The sequence below is a fragment of the Marinomonas vulgaris genome (assembly GCF_018145875.1).
Classification (GTDB): domain Bacteria; phylum Pseudomonadota; class Gammaproteobacteria; order Pseudomonadales; family Marinomonadaceae; genus Marinomonas; species Marinomonas vulgaris.
Window position 1 is genome coordinate 33,910 of sequence record NZ_JAGSSV010000018.1, and the last position, 21,204, is coordinate 55,113.

Here is a 21,204-nt window from a genome sequence, read left to right on the forward strand (position 1 = left end):
GTTATGGCTTCACTATTATAAGTTCATCTTGGGTAGGAGCATGCATATTCAAGTCTTTAATCGCTGCTTGCTCTAAGCGGCTTGGTTGAGTCAACGCACTTTGCTCAAGAAGCAGTTGCCCCCACTTCACCTCGTACGCCACCTCATCTTTTTTTAATGTTTGAAGATAAGAAAAGTCTTTCCTAAAATCATAAACTTGAACCACCACTGAGATAGAAACCAACACCAGAGATAATACGCCAATCAAAAACACAATCGGCGAGACAGGCGTTTTACTCACTTACTCGCTCCAACACGCGTAAAACCGCACTGCGTGAGCGAACGTTGTCGCTAACCTCAGATTGAGAAGGCTTAATTGCTTTGCCAATTGTTTTGAATTTGATGTCTAAATGCGCATTTTGAATAGGCAAGTGTCGTGGCAACTCAGGCCCTTTCGCCTTAAGTTTCATAAATCGCTTCACCATTCGATCTTCTAAAGAATGAAAACTGATCACCGCTAGCCTACCGCCAACCTTAAGCGCTTGTGCCGCAGCCTCAAGACCGACTTCCAAGTCTCCCAGTTCGTTATTAATATGTATGCGAATACCCTGAAAAGCACGAGTCGCGGGGTTTTTGCCTTTCTCCCAAGCGGGGTTAGCTTCAGCAACAATTTTGGACAGCTGCAAGGTAGTCAAAATGGGAGTGTGAGCACGGTACTCACAAATTGCTCTTGCGATACGTCGAGAAAACCGCTCTTCGCCAAATTGATACATAACGTCAGCCATATCTTTTTCACTGACTGTGGCGATCCATTCAGCCGCGCTTTGTCCCTTGTCAGGATTCATACGCATATCTAAAGGCCCGTCATTCATAAAACTGAAACCACGTTCAGCATCATCAATCTGGGGAGAGGAAACACCCAGATCCATCATGACACCATCGACCTTATCAACACCAAATACGTTGGCAATGTGCTCTGACATGGTCGCAAAACTGTCTTGCACAATAGAAAATCGCCCATCTTCCTGCTCAAGAGCACGACCATAAGAAATGGCCACAGGATCTTTGTCAAATCCAAGTAAGCGCCCTTTTTCAAGTCGATCCAAAACCAAACGCGTATGCCCGCCTCGACCAAATGTGCCATCAACATAAAGTCCATTTTTGTCGGTCACCAGCATATCAACGGATTCATTCAGCATGACACTTATATGCTCTGCCATCGTTTTTGTCATAAAGAAATATCCATCATGGTTTCTGTTTGTAAGTCCCCAAGCGCATCTTGGGATAAATAATCATCACGCTGAGCTTCCCACTCATCATGACTCCAAATTTCTAGTTTTTTACCCTGACCGAGTAAGGTCACTTTTTTATCCAAGCGGGCAAAGTCACGTAAGGGCGCGGGTAACAAAATACGTCCCGCTTTGTCGACTTCTAAATCCGTTGCATGACCTACCAGCAATCGCTGAAGGCGTCGTGCCTGGGGCTGAAAAGTAGGTAATTTATCGAGCTTTTGCTGAATTAACTCCCACTCACATAAGGGGTAAAGCAGCAAACATCGAGAAATAGGATCAATTGTTACTACCACTCCATCTTCATCGTATTGAGCCAACTCATCGCGACAGCGTGCCGGAAGCGACATTCGCCCCTTTGCATCTACGCTGACTTGATGAATTCCTCTAAACACGACCACATCCCACTTATCGGCACTTTATCCCACAATTTAACACTTTTAGAAAAATTAGTAAAAAGATTGACCGTATACTCAAAAAAAAGACACAAAAAAACCGCTGTCGAAACCATCGATAGCGGCTTATGAATATCATCTAGGACTTGCACTCAATGAAAGAGAAATACAAATACAAATAGGGAATAAAAAAAGCAAGTTGGCCGATAAGCCGGGTTCTGTCGTGGACAGTCATTCATCTAATCCGTACATCACTGCACGTCTCTAGCAACCTACCCGAACTCAGCGCGGGTCACGCCAAAGAGTTCCTATTTGGTCTTGCTTCAAGTGGGGTTTACCTTGCCACGAACTGTTGCCAGTCGCGCGGTGCGCTCTTACCGCACCATTTCAACCTTACCGGCAGTAAACTGCTTAGGCGGTGTATTTTCTGCTGCACTTTCCGTAGGCTCACGCCCCCCAGGCGTTACCTGGCACTTTACCCTGCGAAGCCCGGACTTTCCTCCCCCTCTTACGAGGCGGCGACTGCCTAGCCAACTTGCGAGGCGCATATTACGCATCTATTAAAGCAATAACAAGACCTTTATGGACAACACGTAAAATTGCCCTTGATTACACTAATGGCAACTGAAAACATACTTCTAAACCACCCTGCTCGCGGTTTTTTGCGGTAATTTTGCCTTTATGGGCACGAATGATTCGCTGCGAAATGGTTAAACCTACTCCAAAGCCACCACTGTTGGCTTCTCGCGCTTCGGAAGAGCGATAAAAGGCATGGAATATTTTTTCTAGCTTATCGTCAGACACACCAGGGCCATTATCACGAACATAGATATGGGCGTAACCTGACTTCTCCTGTGTTTCTAATTCAATCACTCCTCCACACCCTGCGTAAAAGCAGGCATTTCGCAAGACATTTTCAATCGCATGACGCAATTGCAGTGGGTCACCCAAAATAGTCTTAGGTAAAGAGCCTATTTTTGATACAGAAATCCCTTTAAGCTGGCTTTCAAAACTCACATCCGCAACAATTTCGTCCAACCAACACTGCAAATCAACCTCCTCTTTCAAAAGAGACGCAGCCTCTAACCGACTCAAGGTCAATACCTGACCAATCAATTCATCTAACTCATGCAACTCAGTACGAATCCGACACAAATATCCTTTCTGTGCATCGCTACCGTGCTTGTCCTCCGCAATTGTCAAAGCCACCTCTATCCTTGCTAGAGGGGTTCTAAGCTCATGAGACACATCACGCATCAAACGCTCCTTGGATGACAAGAGCGTTTCGATCCTTACCGCCATTTCATTGAACTCGAGCGCCAACTTACCCACTGCGTCACTTCGTCGCGCAAGTTTATTATCGACGCGAGCAGCCATATCACCTTGACCAAAAGATCGCGCTACACGCTGCAATTTTAGTAAGGGCCCCAGCAACCAATAAGCCAGCACGCCACTTGACACAAGCAAACCCAATAAAGAAAAACCAACCACCACCTCGGGCGCTAATGAGTTAATCTCAGGATTAGGTTTAAAAATCAGCAAATATTGAATGTTATTTCCGCCAATCACTTGAATAAACTGACTGTGTAAGAAATCCGCTGATGGCCTTCCGGCAACACTCGGGGCATTTTGCTCTCTAAAATTTCGCGGTAAAGACTTAAGGAGAGAGCTGCCATTTTCTTGATACAAATAAATAGTGCCAGATAAACGCTTTTCTGCTTTTTTAGTTTCTTCTTGTAATGATGTTAAGCCAAACTTCTCATAACCCGCAACCAGCTGAACACCGACATCACCGAGCACATCAGCTGAGACCTGATTGCGTTTCTGGATAAACTGAACCATACCCAAACCAATACTTACCACTACAATATTGGAGAGCAACACCACCAGAAAAACACGCAGAAAAGTATTTTTCATAAACCGTTAAGCATCCTGTTCATCTGATACGAATATGTAACCAACACCGCGAACCGTTTTAATTCTTGGATCACCATTGTCTAAATTGCCAATTTTCTTTCGAAGATTACTGATGTGCATATCTAAACTGCGGTCATACATGGTCAACTTGCGACCTAACGCTTTCTCTGAAAGCTCCTGTTTCGTCAATACTTGCCCTGGTGCCATCAACATGCATTCAAGCAAGGTATATTCCGATGTCGTCAATTCGACCAACTCACCCTCTAAATAGACAGTACGATCTTTACGGCGCAACAACACACCAGAAAGCTCGATATTCGCTGTCGGATCATCTTCACGCTCTTGGCTGGCTCTACGCAATATCGCTTTGATTCGTGCCAGCAACTCACGTGGGTTAAAGGGCTTGGAAAGGTAATCGTCTGCTCCCATTTCCAACCCAAGAATTCTATCTATATCATCACCTTTTGCTGTAAGCATAATGACAGGAACCGCACTTTTGTTACGAATTTGTTTGAGGGTCTCAAAACCATCAAGCTCCGGCATCATCACATCTAGAATAATAATATCTGGTGAACTGACGGCCATAAGCTCTAAAGCTTCACGCCCATTCCATGCATGAATTACTTCATAGCCTTCACCGTCGAAATATTCTTTTATCAAGTCCGACAAACGCGCATCATCATCAGCCAATAGCAACTTAACCATATAGATATCCTCATATTCATTCATGTTTAGCAGGCAACTAACATCACTACCATTCAATTGTAAATATTACAGCAGGGGCGAAATTCTCCCGCCCCTCTTTTCACTCTATTTACAAAGAATGCTAAGATGGTGAACTTAACGCCCAATATAAACAAAAAAAGCCGCAAATTTGCGGCTTTTCCAACAACTAAACAAGCACTTAGTGCTTAAAAGGGTCGCGCATAACGATTGTTTCATTGCGATCAGGGCCGGTAGAAACAATGTCTACTGGCACACCGATCTGCTCTTCGATGAATCGAATGTAACTTTGCGCATTGGCAGGCAACACATCAAAGCTTTCAGCACCCACAGTAGACTCAGACCAACCTGGCAATTCAACATAAACTGGCTTAGCTTGCTCATACCCCTCACTGTCTACCAAAGCTCCCGCTACAGGCGTACCATCTTCATTAGCGTATGATGTACAAACCTTAATAGTAGATGAGCCATCAAGCACATCTAGCTTTGTCAAACAAATACCCGATACCGAGTTAATTTGTACCGCATGACGAACCGCCACAGCATCAAACCAACCGCAACGACGTGAACGGCCTGTTGTTGCGCCAAATTCATGACCACGTTGACCTAAACGTTCACCATCCTCGTCAAACAATTCTGTCGGGAAAGGACCTGAACCAACACGTGTTGTGTATGCCTTGGTAATACCTAGTACATAATCAAGGTACAAGGGACCAAAACCAGTGCCCGTTGGCGCACCACCTGCAGTCGTGTTAGACGATGTGACATAGGGGTAAGTACCATGATCTACATCCAACAAGGAACCTTGCGCACCTTCAAACATGATGTTTGCGCCCGCTTTACGTAAGTCATGCAATAGAGTAATGGTATCAGCCACCATTGGTCGCAAAAACTCAGCCATTTCTAGGCCTGCGGCGTACACTTCATCAAATGAGATTGGCTCGACTTTGTGATACTCAACCAAAATGAAGTTATAGTATTCAAGCACTTCTTTTAGCTTAGCCGCAAATCGTTCAGCGTCCATTAGATCGCCAACACGAATTGCACGACGAGCTACTTTATCTTCGTATGCAGGCCCAATACCACGACCGGTAGTACCGATTTTTTTCTCACCTTTAGCAAGCTCACGAGCTTGGTCTATGGCAATGTGATAAGGAAGAATCAAAGGACAAGCCGCACTAATTTTCAAGCGCTCAACCGCCGGAACACCTTGCTCAAGTAGCTCTAGCACTTCTGTTTTCAATGCAGCTGGAGACAAAACAACACCATTACCAATGATACACTGAACGCCTTCACGCAAAATACCAGAAGGTATTAGATGCAAAACCGTTTTTTTACCATCAATAACCAGGGTATGACCCGCATTGTGACCACCCTGAAAACGCACGACCGCAGCCACATCTTCAGTGAGTAGATCAACAACCTTACCCTTACCTTCGTCACCCCATTGGGTGCCTAGAATAACAACATTTTTACCCATAATATCAGGTCTCATTTAGATTGTTCTTAAAGAAAGTCTAGCTTTGAACTGGCACTAATTGCCAAGCTCCATCGACGAAATCCAACTTAAATTCAGCATCTTCAGCACAGAAATCATCCAAGCCTTCTACTACTCGATACCCCTCACTTCGTAAGGAGTTAACTTTTTGCCAAAGCGCTTCATTTGAGCAAATTGGCGATAAAACTGTTTTTGGCTTGGTAACCACCACATCAGCTAACGCAACAAGTGCTTTAACGTCGGTACTAAAGCCTGTAGCTGGACGAGAGCGACCAAACACCTGACCAATATTGTTATATCGTCCGCCACGAGCAATGGCATTACCGTGACCAGGCACATAGGCAGCAAAGATGACGCCCGTGTGGTAACTGTATGAAACTAAATCACTCAAGTCGAAATGCCATCCGACATTTGGGAAACGCAAAGAAATACAGTCACTTACGTCCTTTAGTAAAACAATCGCATCGTGAATGGAATCATTCACATCACCCAACAAAGCTTCTGCTTGCATGAGCACTTCTTTACCACCACACAATCGCGGCAAGCCTCTCAGCCATTGCTTTTGGGCAGCACTTAAATAACTTAAGCCACCTACATAACGGTCCAGCTCAGGCAAATCTTTTGCTTTATAAAGTTCAATAAGCTTTGCTTCTTGATGCGCATCTAAACCACAAGCAGAAAGCACACCGCTAACAACATCAACGTGACCAAGATCTAAGACCAGATCCGACAGACCAGCGGTAAAGAGTGTTTCTAACATCAAGGACAAGACTTCAATATCACTTTCAACGCTACCATGCCCATACACTTCTGCACCTAATTGAATAGGACTGCGCGTACCATCTAAACCGGACGGCGTTGTTCTTAATACGCTGCCACAATAGCTCAAACGCTCAACTCGATTGTTTTTGAGACAGTGAGCATCAATACGGGCAACTTGGGAGGTGAAGTCTGCACGAATACCTAAAAGGCGACCGGATAACTGGTCTATCACTTTAAAGGTTTCAATCTCTAGGTCCGAGCCAGCGCCCGTAAGAAGGGAATCCAAGTACTCTAAAAGAGGTGGTATTACTAATTGGTACCCCCAACTTTCATGAAGATCAAGCAGGGTTCTTCTTAGATGTTCGATTTTCGCGGCCTGCTCAGGCAGAGCCTCATCAACACCTTCAGGAAGCAGCCAACGGTCTGCTAATGTCATTACATTATCCTCTTAGCTTCGGCCAGCAAAAGAAGCATTCATCCAAGAAACATACCAATCGCCCACAAAGCAGGACCACAAACACTGCGCTCACTTTGCATCCAGCCCCTCTTTGCCAAAACCAAGAACAAAGAAGTAAAGCCTCGACAACCAATAAAAAACCACACCAAAAGTTTGGCGATAGCCATTCCTGCATAGATTTCTTTATTTTGACCATTAAAAAACCGGGCTTTGCCCGGTTTGAGTAATAGTATCATGTTTCCTATTTTAACGAATAGCTCAGAACATGATTATTAGCGAATACCTTCTCAATTAGCACCACGATTAGTAGAGCTATTCAAGTATTTGAAGAACTCACTGTCTGGCTCAAGCACAAACAGATCGTTACTACCATTGAAGCTCTCACGGTATGCTTGAAGACTACGGTAAAACTCGTAAAACTCAGGGTCCTGAGTGTATACATTAGAGTAGATAGCGGCCGCTTTTGCATCACCATCACCACGAATCATTTCGGCATCACGTTGCGCCTCAGCCTCTAAAACAACTTGCTGGCGATCTGCATCGGCACGAATACCTTCTGCAAGCTCAAGACCTTTTGAACGATGTTCACGAGCTTCACGCTCACGCTCTGTTCTCATACGCTGATAAACAGACTCACTAACATCTGGCGGCAAATCAATTCGTTTAACACGAATATCAACGATTGAGATACCCAATTCGCTTTGCGCCACTAAATTGAGATCATCCCGAAGCTCCGTCATAAGCAGATCACGCTCACCAGATACAACCTCATGCATAGTTCGCTCGCCAAACTTATTTCGCAGCCCCGTGTCAACACGCGACGACAAAACTCGGTTTGCAACAAACTCATCGCCTGAAGTTGTCTGGTAGAATTTTGCAACGGAGTCAATCTTCCACTTAACGTAGGAATCTACCACAACCGCCTTTTTCTCTAACGTTAAGTAACGCTGAGGGCGAGAGTCCATGGTCAAAATACGCGCATCAAACGTTTTGACTTCGTTCATTATAGGCAGCTTAAAGTGAATACCAGGCTTGACGTCATCTTCGACAATCTCACCAAACTTAAGCACTACCGCACGCTCTGTTTCGTTGACAACAAACAAAGTCTGAGACGCGATCAACACACCCAAAAGAGCAATAAATAAAACGGAAAAAGAAAAGCTTTTCATTAGTTTCTGCCCTCTCTACGAATGGTTGCACTTTGACGCTTACGAATCTCATCAAGCACTTGATCAGTTAGATTACTAATATTTCCAGAGCTCATTGAACTTGTGCCCGTAGACGAATCAGCACGCTGCTTCATCAATTGATCCAAAGGTAAATACATCATGTTGTTACCCCCCTCTGTATCAACAACCACCTTGTTAACATCTTTGTAAACCGACTCCATGGTTTCGATATACAAACGACGACGCGTCACGTCAGGCGCCTTGGTGTACTCTCGGTATAAACGGTCGAAACGATCTGCTTGACCACTCGCACGTGCAACAATCTCAGAACGGTACGCCTCTGCTTCCTCGCGGATACGCTGAGCACGACCACGAGCTTCTGGGATGATACCGTTGGCATAAGATTCTGCTTCGTTACGAACTCTTAATTCATCTTCTTTCGCCTTGATAACATCGTCAAACGCTTCTTGAACCTGGGTAGGTGCCTGAGTGTTTTCAACGTTAACTTTCGAAATCAACAAACCTGTACCGTAAGCACTACTGTAATCTTGGATACGTGCTTTAACTTCTGTCGCAAGCAGCTCACGCCCTTCTGTTAAGATTTGATCCATCTCAGAACTACCAACCACATGACGTAATGCACTCTCTGTCACTTGAGCAAGCGACTCTTCTGGGCTACGAACATTAAGCAAAAAGTCTTTCGGTTCTTGCACAGAATATTGAACCGAAACACCCACCTCAACAATGGCGTCATCAACGGTTAACATCAGCGCTTTGTGATCATGTGAACGCACTTTGGTTACATTTACCTTACTTACCGTATCTATCATCGGCGGATTCCAGTGAAGACCTGGCATCACCGTTGAGTGATATTTACCCAAGCGAAGCACCACACCACGCTCTTGCTGGTCAACCTGATACACACCGGTTGCTGCCCACAAACCGATAGCAGCCAATAGAATAATAGCAACCAGCCCACCACTGAACTTGCCTGGCAGACCAGAATCACCATTAGAACCGCCAGACTTGCGGGTTTTCTTTACACCCAACATGCCCATTAGTTTTTGGAAGGCTTCTTCCAAATCTGGAGGACCTTGCTCTTTACCACCGGGCTTACGGCCCCATGGATCGCTATTGCTATCTTTTTCTCGATCGCCGTCTGGACGTCCAGCACCATTGTTACGGTTTTTATCTGGATTCCAAGGATCGTTGTCGTTATTACCCGGTTCATTCCAGGCCATACTACATCTCCACTTTATTTTAATGATAATTTTGCGAAACCTACTCCGCTACAATCTGATCCTCAGACATACCGGCACGAGCTAAAATCTGAAAATAATCTTTCTTAGGTAATTTCACATCCAAAACAAAGTGCCCAGCGTCATCAAATTCTTCTGACTTCACTGCACCATGCTCAAACAACATCGCCCGCAAACGACCGCAACTGCTTGGCAAAGACACAGTCTCATGAAATACATCTTCCGCCAACAACTCTGCTATCGCTTGCTTAAGTAGATCAACACCTTGACCATCACGAGCAGACAACCAAACTCTAAAAGGGTTCCCATTTGCGTCACGATCAATACGAGGCTCTGCCGTTGGTAGCGCATCTATTTTATTAAACACTGTCAAGGTGGGCACTTCATTCGCGCCAATTTCTTCTAACACCGAATCAACATGCTTCATGTTTTCATCACGAGAAATGTCCGCCGCATCCACTACATGCAATAAAAGATCCGCTTCAGAAGACTCTTTCAAAGTCGCTTGAAAGGCTTTTATCAATCTATGCGGCAGTTGACGGATGAATCCAACCGTATCTGCCAAAACAATAGAGCCAATTTGCTCTATATCAAGACGGCGCAAGGTCGGATCGAGTGTCGCAAACAGCTGATCAGCAGCAAACACTTCAGCCCCCGTCGCACGATTAAACAACGTTGATTTCCCCGCGTTCGTGTAGCCCACTAAAGAAACCGTAGGAACAGAGGAGCGATCACGGGAACGTCGATTCTGATCGCGTTGCGAGCCCACTTTTGCCAGTCGCTTCTGGATAGCTTTTATACGCTCGCGAAGCAAACGTCGATCAGTTTCAAGCTGAGTTTCACCTGGCCCACGCATACCTATGCCACCTTTTTGGCGTTCTAGGTGAGTCCAACCTCGAATAAGACGAGTAGACATATGCTGAAGCTGAGCAAGCTCAACCTGCATTTTACCTTCATGGGTACGTGCGCGCTGAGCAAAAATATCAAGAATGAGACCAGTTCGATCTAATACTCGACATTGCAATACGCTTTCTAGGTTTCTTTCTTGGGAGGGAGACAGAGCATGATCAAAAAGCACGACTTGCGCTTCTTCGCGGTCAACAATGTCTTTAATTTCTGACAACTTACCGGTACCAACAAAATACCGAGCATCAGGTCGCTGTCGAGACCCTGTTACAACAGCAACAGGATCTGCACCAGCCGAAATAGCCAGCTCAACAAACTCTTCTGGTCCATAAGATTCATGTTGATCATTGAAATCTATATGAACCAATACAGCTATTTCACCACTATCTGGACGTTCAAAAAACAATCTTGTAATCCTCTGCTTGTCTTAATGTAGACAAACTATTCAGCGTCATCTTCCGGCTGATCAGGAGACGGGATGCGGATGGTACGGGAAGGCACAACAGTCGAAATGGCATGTTTGTAGACCATTTGGCTAACTGTGTTTTTAAGTAGAATCACAAACTGATCGAATGATTCGATTTGACCTTGAAGCTTAATTCCATTTACAAGAAAGATGGATACTGGCACTCTTTCTTTGCGCAGAATATTTAGATAAGGGTCTTGTAATGATTGCCCTTTTGACATTGTAATCTCCTTAAACAAGCAAAAAATATTAAATTAAATATTGATAAAACAACTTTGTAGATACTACACGAAATCTTTTTCCATTACCCCTATATAATCCTGCTTTCTATGTAATTCAAGGCCTCAGGCACAAGATCTTTTGACAGACTGTCGAAAATCTGCAAATCCTCCCACCCACGCATCCATGTAAGCTGCCTTTTCGCTAGCTGTCGAGAAGCCACAATCCCTTTAAAAACGGCATCGTCTAATGAATCTTCACCAGCCAAATACTGCCAAAGTTGGCGATAACCAACACAGCGCATAGAGGGCATATCTATGGATAAATCACCGCGATGATAAAAAGCCTCCACTTCCGCCAAAAATCCTTGCGCCATCATGTCGTCAAAGCGTTGCTCTATCCGTCGATGCAAAACACTGCGTTCTTGTGGCATCACCGCCATATTGATCATATCAAATGGCAAAGAAACTTCTTTTTGCTGAGCCCAAAATTCCGTCATGGTTTTGCCGGTTAAACGGTAAACTTCTAACGCCCTTTGCAAGCGCTGCGGATCGTTCGGGTGAATACGCTGAGCAGCTTCAGGGTCAACTTGTTGCAATTGCTGATGCAAACCTTCCCAGCCTTTCTCTAGTGCCTCCTGCTCAATTTGAGCACGTAACACAGGATCTGCCGTTGGCATTTCAGCCAAGCCTTTTTGCAGCGCATTGAAATACATCATGGTGCCGCCAACCAACAAAGGGATTTTTCCTTTGGCAAGTATTTCTTGAGACTGAGTTATCGCATCCGACACAAAGTCAGCCGCCGAATAGGACTCTAAAGGATCGATCAAATCAATAAGACGATGTGGGGCTCGAGCCAACAAAGCCGCATCGGGCTTTGCCGTACCTATATCCATTCCTTTATAAACCAAGGCAGAGTCCACACTGATAATTTCAAAGCCATGATTTTCTGCTAGATCAACGGCTAAACCCGTTTTGCCTGAGGCTGTTGGCCCCATCAAACACACCACCTGTGGTTTTTGCATCTCACCGCCCTCTTAAAAAAAGTTTATCTAAATCTGACATACTTAAATGCGCCCAAGTGGGACGACCATGATTACACTGACCACTGCGCTCCGTGACCTCCATATCACGAAGCAAGCTGTTCATTTCGGGCAAAGTCAGTTTCCGATTGGCTCGAACGGCACCATGACACGCCATAGATGCCATTAACTCATTGGCACGAGATGCCATCAAATCACTCACTCCATTAACTGACAAATCACTCAGCACATCGCGAACCAGGCCTTCAACGTCACCACGAATCAAAATAACGGGGACTTCTCGAACCATTACACTTTCTAATCCCGTACGCTCCACGCGGAAACCAAAAGACTCAAAAACGCCCCCGCTTTCTTCAACTAAATCGGCCTCACTTTGTGAAACAGCAATATTTATGGGTACCAACAGTGGCTGTGACGCGATATTTTTTTGGTAAAACGCCGTTTTCATTCTTTCGTAAACAATGCGTTCATGAGCCGCGTGCATGTCCACTAGGATCATCCCCGCTTCACTTTCAGATAAAATATACACCCCATGCAATTGCGCTACCGCAAAACCCAATGGCGGCACTGTTTCATAGGATCCTTTTCGCTCAAATGGCTCTGCGCTGATGGATTGCGCTGGCGTTCTTTCTTTTATTTCGCCGGTTTCTAGATCAACCTCTTCATAAGGCTCCGTTTTATTCTGTGCATATCCTTGGGCAAAGTTCGACATTTGCTTCATGCCGTCTAACTGACCTCGAACCTCTGAACCACTAACAGAGCCTGTCGATTTCATCCAGTCTGAACCTGAAGCCGCCCCGCGCACCGACAAAGGCAGAGCAGACTGCTCGGTTATATCGCGACCTTGCTCTACTCCACTTTGCGAAGAAGGCTCATGCATGCCCGTTGGTGCTGAGTCTGATTCAGGTCGTACATCAGCAATCACCTTGTGGATGCGGCTAAATAAAAAGTCATGAACCAATCGACCATCACGAAAACGCACTTCGTGTTTCGTAGGGTGCACATTTACATCTACTGTGGCGGGGTCTAACTCTAAATACAACACAAAGGTAGGGTGACGGCCGTTATAGAGCACATCTCGATACGCTTGACGCACCGCGTGTGCGACCAACTTATCTTTTACCACTCGGCCATTGACGAAAAAATACTGCAAATCCGCCTGAGAGCGCGAGAAGGTTGGCAACCCAATCCAGCCCCACAAACGCAAGCCCGCTGCTTCGACATCTAACGTCAGCGAGTTTTCAATAAACTTCTTACCTAACAAGGTCGCTAAACGATGCTCAGCATGAAGCTGATCTGTCACAGGGCGTAAATCATATACCTGCTTACCATTATGACTGAGTCGAAAGCCAGTTTCGTATCGACTCAAGGCCAAACGTTTTACCACTTCTTCTAAATGGGTAAATTCGGTTTTCTCTGTCCTTAGGAATTTACGGCGCGCTGGCGTATTAAAAAATAAATCGCGCACATCAATGGTTGTGCCTTGCGGATGCGACGCTGGGCGTACAGCGGTCGCCATGTCTTTACCTTCCGCTTCAACACGCCAAGCCTCTGATTCACCTTCCGCCTGCGAGGTTAAATGCATCCTTGAAACAGAGCTAATACTGGCCAGCGCCTCACCACGAAAACCAAGGGTTCGCACCGCCTCCAAGTCGTCTAAGGTAATAATTTTACTGGTAGCATGGCGACTCAGCGCCAAAGACAAATCGTCTTTCATGATCCCCGTACCATTATCACGAATCTTTATGCGCCGCACCCCCCCCTGCTCGACATCAATATCAAGCTGAGACGCTCCCGCATCTAAACTATTCTCCAGCAATTCTTTGACAACGGACGCTGGGCGCTCAACTACCTCCCCCGCCGCAATCTGGTTGGCCAAGCGAGGGGATAAGAGATGTATTCTTTGCATGAGGAACCTTATACAGTTTGACTTCTCTGCCCTAGAACAGAGAATAAAAAACGAATTAACCGGCGGGGATGACGAGTTTCTGACCAATCCAAATAACGTCATTATTTAATTTATTAGCCTGACGCAAAACCGACAAAGACACCTGATTACGTCGTGCAATTTCGGATAAAGTATCTCCACGAGTAACCGTGTAAAGATAATCCGACTGCTTGCTTTGCTTCCAAGCCACCAAGGTGCCATCTGGAGCATTTTTGGTAAAGTACTCGATAACCCCTCTCGATATGGAGTCTGCCAACTTTACTCGATAAGTACGACTAGACAAATTTTTCGCTTCTGTTTTGTTCGACACAAAACCTGTCTCAACTAATATCGAAGGAATGTCGGGGGATTTTAGCACCACAAAGCCCGCCTGCTGAACGCTGTCTTTATGCAAAACAGCCACGCCTTTCATCTTGCTTAATACACTCTCACCCACATTCAAACTCATTTGAATCGTTGAGTTCATCGACATATCCAACAAAACCTCAGCCAACAACTGATCTTTGTCGTCCAAAGAGATCCCACCCACAAGATCAGCCGAGTTCTCTTGTTGCGCTAACCATCGACCCATTTCAGAACTTTTGCCACTCAACGACAACGCCCATACTGAAGCACCGCGAGCACTTGGCTTGGTAAATGCATCAGCGTGAACCGAAATCATTAGGTCAGCGTTGGCTTCCCGAGCCACTCTAGAGCGATCGCGAAGTTTTAGATAGGTATCTGTTGAGCGAGTCAACACGGCCTTGAAACCATCCACCGCATTAATACGGCTGGCCAGCTCTTTACTGATCGATAAGACGATGTCTTTTTCACGTACTTTATATTGTCCCAGAGCACCAGGGTCTTTGCCGCCGTGTCCAGGGTCAATCGCAATGACTATGTCGCGCTTTTCTTTCGACAAATTCGCCAGACTTTTGACTATTTTGACTGGCTGACGCTCGCCGTATTCAAGCTCCACTAAAATACGCGGGCCATAGGTTCCATTAGCCGCCAACACGGTGCTTTTTGCCTTTGCTTTTTGCGCTAAATCCAACACAAAACGCACACCTTGGTCACGTCTTGCGTAACGCACTCGCATCAGCACATCAGAGGTCAAAGCGGACAAGCCGTTTACTACAGACGCATCTAATCCAACATTACTAACGTCCAGCACAATGCGTTCAGGATTTGAAAGGGGGAAAATACGATGGTCAGACGCTTCAGAAAGCTCAAACACCAAACGCGTCACACCCTCTTCTTGGGCGACGCGAATGTCTCGAACCTGTGCCGCATAAAGATCAATAGTGGCCAAAGAAAGGATCAAGGAAAGTAAAACAACACAATATTTATGAATTTTAGTATGCATATCAGACAGCTAGCTAGTATATCTGACCCACTATAACGATTGGTTACGTGGATCTCAATCTTACCAATGGTAAAGACTTAGACAGATTAAGCCGGTATCGTCCCCTTTATCATCGCCAGCGCCTTTTCGCCCGTTTGCGAATGGGCTGCAATCGACACACAACGACCGTCGGTCACTCGATTTAGCGACACAACTAAATCCGGCTCTGGCAACACGCCATCCCCCATCTCAGCCCACTCGATTAGACACAGACCTTGAGCGGTGAAATAATCTCGAATCCCCATATACTCAAGTTCTTCTGGGTCTTTAAGACGATACAAATCAAAATGAAACACTTCGAAATCGCCAAACTCATAGGGCTCGACTAGAGTATAGGTTGGACTTTTCACGGGACCCTCGTAACCCAATCCACGCAGTACACCTCTTACTAGGGTGGTTTTACCCATACCAAGATCACCGTCTAAATACACTACGCCACCCGATTTAAGACCGATGGACAAAGCAGCGCCAAAAGCGGTCATGGCATCTTCACCGTAAATTTCTTTTTCTAGTGGCATGATTGTTGACACCTCACCCATCCAAGCCAAACATGGTACGACGATAATGCTGCAACTCACCAATAGACTCCAAAATATCGTCCATTGCCAAATGAGAGCCTGATTTAGTAAAGCCGTCTAACGCCTCTGGCTTCCAGCGTTTCGCCAACTCTTTTACTGTACTGACATCCAAATAACGATAATGGAAAAACGCCTCTAAATTAGGCATGTAGCGGTATAAGAAACGACGATCTTGGCCCACACTGTTACCACAAATCGGCGATTTACCCGCCGGCACGTATTGCTCAAGAAAACGAATGGTTTCTTCTTCGGCCTGAGCCATAGTAACGGTTGATGCCAAAACCCGCGCCGTCAGACCGGAATCCCCATGATGCTGGGTACACCACTCGTCCATGGCATCCATAACGGCTTTCTCTTGATGAACCACCAAACTAGGGCCTTTCGCCAGCACATTTAAATGCTTATCTGTCACCACAGTGGCGATTTCGATAATCGTATCCGTGTCTGGATTCAACCCTGTCATTTCAAGATCGATCCACACTAAATTCTCTTCATTTACGCTCATAATCTTTCAAATCCTTTATTATCAATGCCAAGCATTATACTCTATGCCCATTATAATATGACCAGTCGGATACAATGTCGAAGCGAAAACTTACCAAACAGCAAACCTGGCGCATTGAGCGCATTCATAAAGAACGCGTGGAGCGCACTCAAAAGCGCGGCGACATGGCTGAAGAGCTCCTGCAATCATCCGATCTTGGCCCTGAAACCGAAGGCATTATTATTTCGCATTTTGGCACTCAGGTAGAAGTTGAAGGCTCCCAAGCTCCTCACGTCGGCGTGTCAACTCGCTGTAATTTGCGAGCCAACTTAGGCCAACTGGTGACAGGCGACAAAGTGGTTTGGCGCCCTAAACAAAATGAAGGCGGCGTGGTAGTTGCCACTACACCAAGGCACACCTCTTTATCTCGTCCAGACATGCATGGCCGACTCAAGCCCGTTGCCGCTAACATCGATCATATTGTGGTGGTGATTGCGGCTGAACCGGTTGCTCACGCCAACTTAATTGATCGCTATCTTGTCGCGGCAGAAACGGTGGGCATCCCACCTGTTATCCTGCTTAACAAATGCGACCTGATCGATGAAAAAAATAAAGACGACCTAGACGCTCTACTGAAAACCTACGAAGACCTAGGTTACGACATCATTCGAACTTCTATTAAAAATCAAGCCGGCATGGAATCGCTTTATGAATTCCTACAAGACAAAACCAGTGTTTTTGTGGGTCAATCTGGTGTGGGAAAATCGTCACTCATTGGCACACTTCTACCTGACATTGATATCAGTGTTGGCGAGCTTTCTCAGAAACGCAAAAAAGGCGTACACACCACCACCACAGCACGATTGTTTCACATGCCCAAAGGCGGTGATTTAATCGACTCACCAGGAATACGCGAGTTTGGTCTGTGGCATATTTCTGAAGACGAGTTACTGAACGGCTTCATAGAATTTCGCCCGCATATTGGGTATTGCCGTTTCCGTGATTGCGCCCATGAAAAGGAACCCGGCTGTGCCTTGTTAGCAGCCTTAGAAAAGGGCGAGATAACCGCACATCGCTTCCAAAGTTTCACTCGGATCAAACAGTCCATTCGTGAAAACCATGCCTTCTAGCATCAAACATCTTCTTATGCACTGCTAAGATCAACAGTGCATATATTAGATAGCCTTCATGTTCCATGAAAACCATACCGTCCTCAAATGCAATACAGTAGGTTCTCAATCAAATTTACAGTATGATGAATAAACGCATGTACCAACTGGTGCTGCCAATCTCTCACTAACGACCACAGAGTAAACATCCTGATTGACTATGAAAGAGACGTCTCCTACAGGCCTAAATGAATGGCTGCATTTTTTGAAAGACAAAAAATTTCCCGTAAGAGAGAAACACCTTTCGCGCCTTAAAAATCAGATCAAAAACGGTGATACGCTAGACAATATGCGTGACAACATTGCATCAGATCCTTTACTAGCATTCGCCATTCTTAATGAAGCAAATCGTAACATTCGTAATAAAAACAACGATATAACTAGCCCTCTTCATGCCGCTGCTATTGTTGGCATAAACGGTATTGTGCGATTGCTACCAAATTTTGCACCTTACTACCTAGATCCTAAACAAACCTCTCCGCATCTTTCTGCCTTTCTCAGCGAAGTACAAACCAGCTATGAAGCCGCTTCCATTGCCAAGCTGTGGGTGAGCAAGAAACAACCTAGCGGAAGCGATGACATTTTTTGGATCACCTTGTTCAGAGACACAGCCAAATGGTTGCTCTGGTTGTATGCCTACCCAACCATGACACGAATCAATCAACGACTTAAAAAAGGCGAAGCAGCAAGCCATGTTGAATTAAGCGAGCTGGGCTGTCGAATCGATGAAATCACCGCAAGGTTATTCATTCTCTGGCATACCCCCCATAGGATAGTCGAAGGCTTTTACAGTAAAAACGTGCCAAATTCGAGCGAATTACAAACCTTGGCACACTTAGCGCACGATATTGATCAATTGCCGAACCTTACTGAAAACAAACGCCTAACTATTTTAATTAACAACCCGCTTATCTTTTCCTACTGCGCCAACAAGGTGGCTCATGAAGCTCATTTAACGGGTTGGGATTCGAAACACTTACCTTTTTTGTATCGCGTTGTGGCAGCCTCCATGCATTGTTACTTATCTGAAATCACCTACACAGCGCACATTGCCACGGTTCAGTCCGCCAGACACTACAACATCGGTGGCAAGGCACCTCTTGCACAGCAACTGCTTAACCCAGATCTCTATTTGCGCTATGCACCTAAGCCAAAAACACCTAATTGCCCTGTTTCATCGCTCAAAAAAGCACTTAATAAGCACAGCCTTTTTGATACCAAACAAAAAGCCAATATGGCCTTAAAAGCCATTACAAAAAGCATTCCAAGCTTAAAGCACTGCATTATCTTCAAGCATGCTAACCACAAAACTCTGCCTTTGTATCAGTCAGGCTATGAGATCAACAAGGTGAAAATGGTCAAATGGAATACCCATTCGAGTGTGTTTTCAAAACTTAGCCAACAAGCTACTGCAGTGCATTTTTCGAATAAAACACTTGAATCGGCGCAAGTCAGCTTACCCTATGGAGCCGACAAAATTCTTGAGAAAAACAGCCAATTGGTTTTGTTGTCGACTCAGGTTACCCAAAAAGAAACCGTCATTTTTTGGATTGAAACCAGCGCAGCGTTTAACCAAAAAGATTACACCACCTTAAAAAAAATCGTGTCCGCTATCAGCCATCGCGCTGCATAACGTTTTAACCTCACAAACCGCCCATTAGGATGAATAACGTGACCAAAGATCAATTGTTTGCTTTTGCGCAACACATCACGCCACAAAAAACCTTATCTCGAACATTAGGCCGAGTGGCCGAATGCAAAAATACTTTTGTAAAAAATACCTTTATCAGCCAGTTCATCAAAAAATATCAAGTTGATATGTCTGAAGCCATCAATAGCGATCCAACGTCATATCGCAACTTCAATGACTTTTTCACACGGGCGATTCGCCCAGAACTGCGCCCAATTTGCGATGAAGCGGACGGCATTGCTTGCCCGGCCGATGGCGCTATCAGCCAGCTGGGCGACATAGAACACGGCACTCTGCTGCAAGCTAAGGGCCACACTTACAGCTTGACCAGCTTGCTAGGGGGCGATGCTGCTTTATCCAGCCAATTTTTAGGCGGCGCATTCGCCACTGTGTACTTATCACCAAAAGACTACCACAGAGTGCACATGCCTCTTACGGGCAAGCTAACCAAGATGATCCACATCCCTGGCAAGCTGTTCTCTGTTAACAAGGTGACCGCCGAACAAATCCCCAGTGTCTTTGCTCGAAACGAGCGAACTGTCTGTTTATTTGACACCGAAGCCGGTCCGATGGCAGTGATCCTGGTTGGCGCTATGATAGTGGCCAGCATCGAAACCGTCTGGGCAGGGCAAGTCACTCCCTTCAATAAAAATGTGGTGACTTGGGATTACAGCGCACTTAACCAAGTCACCATAAACAAAGGCGAAGAAATGGGACGCTTTAAATTAGGCTCCACCGCCATAGTGCTGTTTGGAAAAGACGCCATACGCTGGAACGAATCACTCAGCGCTGAAACACCCACAAAAATGGGCATGCATTTCGGCAAGGTTAACGCCCAATAACCTATCAAGAAGACACAAACGCATAAAAAAGCCACTTCAGATTCATTCTGAAGTGGCTTTCTTTTATTCATTACCCATTACTTTCCAGTCGAAAAATACCCGAAGAGGTTAAGGTAAATCGTCTTCTAACTCTTCTTTCGGTGCTGGAATTAGGTCTTCGCGGGTCACATCTAGCGCCAACAACAAGTTGGCCGCGACAAAGATGGACGAGTAAGTACCAATTACAATCCCCAACAACAACGCCATTGAGAAGTTATGAATCGCTTCTCCGCCTGCAACAAATAATACAATCAGTACAAACAAGGTCGTTAAGGAAGTAATCAAGGTACGACCTAACGTTTGGTTAATCGACTCATTGATCAAATCATAAGGCGAGGTGTCACGCATAACTCGGAAGTTCTCACGAATTCGGTCACATACCACGATGGTATCGTTGAGAGAGTAACCCACCACCGCCAATAAAGCAGCTAACACGGTCAAATCAAACTCTATCTCGAACAGCGAGAAAAAGCCCAAGGTGATGATAACATCATGAGCCAAGGCGGCCACAGACGCCACAGAGAACTTAAACTGAAAGCGAACCGCCACGTAAATCATAACGATAGCGAGGGCAAGCAACATACCCATGCCACCTTGTTCACGCAACTCTTCACCGACCTGTGCACCGACAAACTCTGAGCGCTGCAATGAAACGCTAACAGCACCACGATCTTGCAGAGTAGACAACACCTCGTCACCCAAGGTAGGCGTATAAGCATTTGCCATACGAACCACAACATCGGTTGGTGAGCCAAAATTCTGCACGACCACATCAGAATAACCGTTTACTGCTAGCAATTCGCGAATATCGTCTAGCTTAGGCGCCTCTTGGTAAGACACCTCAACCAAGGTACCTCCTGTAAAGTCCAGACCGAACTGCAAGCCTTTTGTGACTAAGGACCCCAAAGAGATCAAAATGAGCGTCAGCGATAAAACAGCAACAATTTTACGCATTGCCATAAATGGAATTTGTGTCACTTTCATGGCGC

The 21,204-nt window shown here is 45.5% G+C and carries 21 protein-coding genes and 1 other RNA gene; 3 read left to right on the forward strand and 19 right to left on the reverse strand.

The annotated features are described in order from the left end of the window. Nucleotide 1 precedes the first annotated feature (1 nt). From ftsL to orn, 18 genes are all read right to left on the reverse strand, one after another. The gene (gene ftsL / locus J9B83_RS12330; protein WP_211537171.1) at nucleotides 2-280 is read right to left on the reverse strand and encodes a cell division protein FtsL; all 279 of its coding nucleotides are present in this window, start codon (nucleotides 278-280) and stop codon (nucleotides 2-4) included. Beyond that, entirely contained in the window at nucleotides 273-1,211 is a 939-nt protein-coding gene (gene rsmH / locus J9B83_RS12335; RefSeq protein ID WP_211537172.1) for a 16S rRNA (cytosine(1402)-N(4))-methyltransferase RsmH, read from the reverse strand. The genes ftsL and rsmH overlap by 8 nt, the downstream gene beginning before the upstream one ends. Then, complete coding sequence (mraZ, locus tag J9B83_RS12340; RefSeq protein ID WP_211537173.1) at nucleotides 1,208-1,663, reverse strand: division/cell wall cluster transcriptional repressor MraZ; 456 nt, start codon at nucleotides 1,661-1,663, stop codon at nucleotides 1,208-1,210. Before mraZ ends, rsmH begins: the two co-directional genes overlap by 4 nt. A gap of 191 nt (nucleotides 1,664-1,854) precedes the next feature. Continuing rightward, an RNA gene (gene rnpB / locus J9B83_RS12345) (RNase P RNA component class A) lies at nucleotides 1,855-2,201 on the reverse strand. A gap of 71 nt (nucleotides 2,202-2,272) precedes the next feature. Beyond that, entirely contained in the window at nucleotides 2,273-3,580 is a 1,308-nt protein-coding gene (locus J9B83_RS12350; protein WP_211537174.1) for a sensor histidine kinase, read from the reverse strand. A 6-nt stretch (nucleotides 3,581-3,586) separates the two neighbouring features. Beyond that, on the reverse strand, nucleotides 3,587-4,285 hold the full coding sequence (locus J9B83_RS12355; protein ID WP_211537175.1) for a response regulator transcription factor: 699 nt from the start codon (nucleotides 4,283-4,285) through the stop codon (nucleotides 3,587-3,589). A gap of 199 nt (nucleotides 4,286-4,484) precedes the next feature. After that, the gene (locus tag J9B83_RS12360; protein WP_211537196.1) at nucleotides 4,485-5,783 is read right to left on the reverse strand and encodes an adenylosuccinate synthase; all 1,299 of its coding nucleotides are present in this window, start codon (nucleotides 5,781-5,783) and stop codon (nucleotides 4,485-4,487) included. 37 nt (nucleotides 5,784-5,820) lie between these two features. Further along, a complete protein-coding gene (locus J9B83_RS12365; RefSeq protein WP_211537176.1) occupies nucleotides 5,821-6,999 on the reverse strand; it encodes an ATP phosphoribosyltransferase regulatory subunit in 1,179 nt (392 codons plus the stop codon). Between the two features lie 38 nt (nucleotides 7,000-7,037). Then, entirely contained in the window at nucleotides 7,038-7,256 is a 219-nt protein-coding gene (locus J9B83_RS12370; protein WP_211537177.1) for a hypothetical protein, read from the reverse strand. A gap of 51 nt (nucleotides 7,257-7,307) precedes the next feature. After that, nucleotides 7,308-8,189 (reverse strand): protease modulator HflC, encoded by an 882-nt coding sequence (gene hflC / locus J9B83_RS12375; RefSeq protein WP_211537178.1) that lies wholly within the window; start codon nucleotides 8,187-8,189, stop codon nucleotides 7,308-7,310. Further along, the gene (gene hflK / locus J9B83_RS12380; RefSeq protein ID WP_211537179.1) at nucleotides 8,189-9,430 is read right to left on the reverse strand and encodes an FtsH protease activity modulator HflK; all 1,242 of its coding nucleotides are present in this window, start codon (nucleotides 9,428-9,430) and stop codon (nucleotides 8,189-8,191) included. Before hflK ends, hflC begins: the two co-directional genes overlap by 1 nt. 40 nt (nucleotides 9,431-9,470) lie before the next feature. Continuing rightward, nucleotides 9,471-10,760 (reverse strand): ribosome rescue GTPase HflX, encoded by a 1,290-nt coding sequence (gene hflX, locus J9B83_RS12385; protein ID WP_211537180.1) that lies wholly within the window; start codon nucleotides 10,758-10,760, stop codon nucleotides 9,471-9,473. Between the two features lie 35 nt (nucleotides 10,761-10,795). Continuing rightward, a complete protein-coding gene (gene hfq, locus J9B83_RS12390; protein ID WP_012070321.1) occupies nucleotides 10,796-11,041 on the reverse strand; it encodes an RNA chaperone Hfq in 246 nt (81 codons plus the stop codon). 89 nt (nucleotides 11,042-11,130) lie between these two features. Beyond that, complete coding sequence (gene miaA / locus J9B83_RS12395) at nucleotides 11,131-12,063, reverse strand: tRNA (adenosine(37)-N6)-dimethylallyltransferase MiaA (protein ID WP_211537181.1); 933 nt, start codon at nucleotides 12,061-12,063, stop codon at nucleotides 11,131-11,133. Nucleotide 12,064: 1 nt separating this feature from the next. After that, entirely contained in the window at nucleotides 12,065-13,990 is a 1,926-nt protein-coding gene (gene mutL, locus J9B83_RS12400; protein WP_211537182.1) for a DNA mismatch repair endonuclease MutL, read from the reverse strand. Between the two features lie 55 nt (nucleotides 13,991-14,045). Beyond that, nucleotides 14,046-15,374, reverse strand: a complete 1,329-nt coding sequence (locus J9B83_RS12405; RefSeq protein WP_211537183.1) for an N-acetylmuramoyl-L-alanine amidase — start codon at nucleotides 15,372-15,374, stop codon at nucleotides 14,046-14,048. An 86-nt stretch (nucleotides 15,375-15,460) separates the two neighbouring features. After that, the gene (gene tsaE / locus J9B83_RS12410) at nucleotides 15,461-15,931 is read right to left on the reverse strand and encodes a tRNA (adenosine(37)-N6)-threonylcarbamoyltransferase complex ATPase subunit type 1 TsaE (protein WP_211537184.1); all 471 of its coding nucleotides are present in this window, start codon (nucleotides 15,929-15,931) and stop codon (nucleotides 15,461-15,463) included. Nucleotides 15,932-15,944: 13 nt separating this feature from the next. Next, a complete protein-coding gene (orn, locus tag J9B83_RS12415; protein ID WP_211537185.1) occupies nucleotides 15,945-16,496 on the reverse strand; it encodes an oligoribonuclease in 552 nt (183 codons plus the stop codon). Between the two features lie 74 nt (nucleotides 16,497-16,570). On the opposite strand from orn, the gene rsgA reads away from it, so the two are divergent. From rsgA to asd, 3 genes are all read left to right on the forward strand, one after another. Further along, complete coding sequence (gene rsgA, locus J9B83_RS12420; RefSeq protein WP_211537186.1) at nucleotides 16,571-17,605, forward strand: small ribosomal subunit biogenesis GTPase RsgA; 1,035 nt, start codon at nucleotides 16,571-16,573, stop codon at nucleotides 17,603-17,605. Between the two features lie 244 nt (nucleotides 17,606-17,849). After that, nucleotides 17,850-19,277, forward strand: a complete 1,428-nt coding sequence (locus J9B83_RS12425; protein WP_236037277.1) for an HDOD domain-containing protein — start codon at nucleotides 17,850-17,852, stop codon at nucleotides 19,275-19,277. Nucleotides 19,278-19,315: 38 nt separating this feature from the next. Continuing rightward, complete coding sequence (gene asd / locus J9B83_RS12430; protein WP_211537188.1) at nucleotides 19,316-20,176, forward strand: archaetidylserine decarboxylase; 861 nt, start codon at nucleotides 19,316-19,318, stop codon at nucleotides 20,174-20,176. Between the two features lie 108 nt (nucleotides 20,177-20,284). Here asd and secF read toward each other — a convergent pair whose 3' ends face one another. Next, a complete protein-coding gene (gene secF / locus J9B83_RS12435; protein ID WP_211537189.1) occupies nucleotides 20,285-21,199 on the reverse strand; it encodes a protein translocase subunit SecF in 915 nt (304 codons plus the stop codon). Nucleotides 21,200-21,204: the final 5 nt, after the last annotated feature.

Bases quoted from the DNA above. Each gene is read 5' to 3' on its own strand.
- rsgA (WP_211537186.1), top strand. From the start codon at position 16,571: ATGTCGAAGCGAAAACTTACCAAACAGCAAACCTGGCGCATTGAGCGC.
- J9B83_RS12370 (WP_211537177.1), bottom strand. From the start codon at position 7,256: ATGATACTATTACTCAAACCGGGCAAAGCCCGGTTTTTTAATGGTCAA.
- hflC (WP_211537178.1), bottom strand. From the start codon at position 8,189: ATGAAAAGCTTTTCTTTTTCCGTTTTATTTATTGCTCTTTTGGGTGTG.
- tsaE (WP_211537184.1), bottom strand. From the start codon at position 15,931: ATGCCACTAGAAAAAGAAATTTACGGTGAAGATGCCATGACCGCTTTT.
- J9B83_RS12355 (WP_211537175.1), bottom strand. From the start codon at position 4,285: ATGGTTAAGTTGCTATTGGCTGATGATGATGCGCGTTTGTCGGACTTG.
- mutL (WP_211537182.1), bottom strand. From the start codon at position 13,990: ATGCAAAGAATACATCTCTTATCCCCTCGCTTGGCCAACCAGATTGCG.
- J9B83_RS12360 (WP_211537196.1), bottom strand. From the start codon at position 5,783: ATGGGTAAAAATGTTGTTATTCTAGGCACCCAATGGGGTGACGAAGGT.
- orn (WP_211537185.1), bottom strand. From the start codon at position 16,496: ATGAGCGTAAATGAAGAGAATTTAGTGTGGATCGATCTTGAAATGACA.
- secF (WP_211537189.1), bottom strand. From the start codon at position 21,199: ATGAAAGTGACACAAATTCCATTTATGGCAATGCGTAAAATTGTTGCT.
- hflK (WP_211537179.1), bottom strand. From the start codon at position 9,430: ATGGCCTGGAATGAACCGGGTAATAACGACAACGATCCTTGGAATCCA.
- J9B83_RS12405 (WP_211537183.1), bottom strand. From the start codon at position 15,374: ATGCATACTAAAATTCATAAATATTGTGTTGTTTTACTTTCCTTGATC.
- J9B83_RS12365 (WP_211537176.1), bottom strand. From the start codon at position 6,999: ATGACATTAGCAGACCGTTGGCTGCTTCCTGAAGGTGTTGATGAGGCT.
- J9B83_RS12350 (WP_211537174.1), bottom strand. From the start codon at position 3,580: ATGAAAAATACTTTTCTGCGTGTTTTTCTGGTGGTGTTGCTCTCCAAT.
- rsmH (WP_211537172.1), bottom strand. From the start codon at position 1,211: ATGACAAAAACGATGGCAGAGCATATAAGTGTCATGCTGAATGAATCC.
- miaA (WP_211537181.1), bottom strand. From the start codon at position 12,063: ATGCAAAAACCACAGGTGGTGTGTTTGATGGGGCCAACAGCCTCAGGC.
- hfq (WP_012070321.1), bottom strand. From the start codon at position 11,041: ATGTCAAAAGGGCAATCATTACAAGACCCTTATCTAAATATTCTGCGC.